1 protein-coding gene and 1 pseudogene are annotated in these 895 nt (G+C 63.6%); both read left to right on the forward strand.

The window, feature by feature from the left end; genetic code table 11:
• Positions 1-368, forward strand: a pseudogene (locus tag RM190_RS23325) (hypothetical protein); the annotation flags it as partial.
• Positions 369-423: 55 nt separating this feature from the next.
• Positions 424-876, forward strand: a complete 453-nt coding sequence (locus tag RM190_RS23330; RefSeq protein WP_311761874.1) for a hypothetical protein — start codon at positions 424-426, stop codon at positions 874-876.
• Positions 877-895: the final 19 nt, after the last annotated feature.

An 895-nucleotide genomic window follows, 5' to 3' on the forward strand; every position in this document is an offset into this window, starting at 1 on the left:
CAGGCGTATGCCTAAGCCTCCATGATTATGCCCAAGTGTCCGGTCGAAAAGGGGGCCAGTTCAATCAGGAATACGAGAAGCACCTCCGGGATATGCAAGCGACCTATGGCGAGGCCAAGCTGGAGCTGCGCGCCCGGAAAAAGCTGGCGGATGGCATCAAAGTATCGCGGGTAAGGTTCTGCGCCTGGTTCGGCGTGCCGCGGGGGACGCCGGACGGTGGCGTTTCTACTGGGCTTCAACAAGAACACGGTGCAACGGATATTCCCGCTGACGAACTGGCAGGTGCGCAAGCGGCCCATCGGCCTGCGCCCTCGCGAGCGATGGTCCGCCGACCTCTACCGGGTCTAGGCCGCCAACCATGTCGATGACCACGCCATCAAGGAAAAGGAGCGGGCCAAGGTCATCCGGGAACAGGACCTGCTGGTGAACGCGATCCTGGCCGGGACACCGGCCGATCGGATCCGGGACCGCATGGCAAAGCTCGAGGCCCGGCAGAAGCAGCTTGAGGCAGAGGTTCCGGGGGCGGCCAAAGGGGGTCCGCCCCCTACCCTGCTGCACCCGCGCATCGCGGAGACCTATCATGTCCAGGTGTCTAAGGTCATTGAGGCCTTGCAGGACGCGGATCACGAGGGGGACGCGAAGGACACGATCCGGGCGCTGATCGAACAGATCACGGTGACGCCGGAGCCTGGCTCCGGCAAACGCCCCCTGCCGCGGATCGACCTGCGTGGGCCGCGTTGCGGGGATTCTGTCCTTGAGCCTGAATGCGGACTGGTGTCCGGACAGCAGAACGCCTCCTGCGCACAGGAGGTTGTGGAGAGTGTAGGAGATTTGGTTGCGGGAGCAGGATTTGAACCTGCGACCTTCAGGTTATGAGCCTGACGAGCTACCGGGC

It is taken from the genome of Paracoccus broussonetiae (assembly GCF_031854425.1).
GTDB lineage: Bacteria > Pseudomonadota > Alphaproteobacteria > Rhodobacterales > Rhodobacteraceae > Paracoccus > Paracoccus broussonetiae.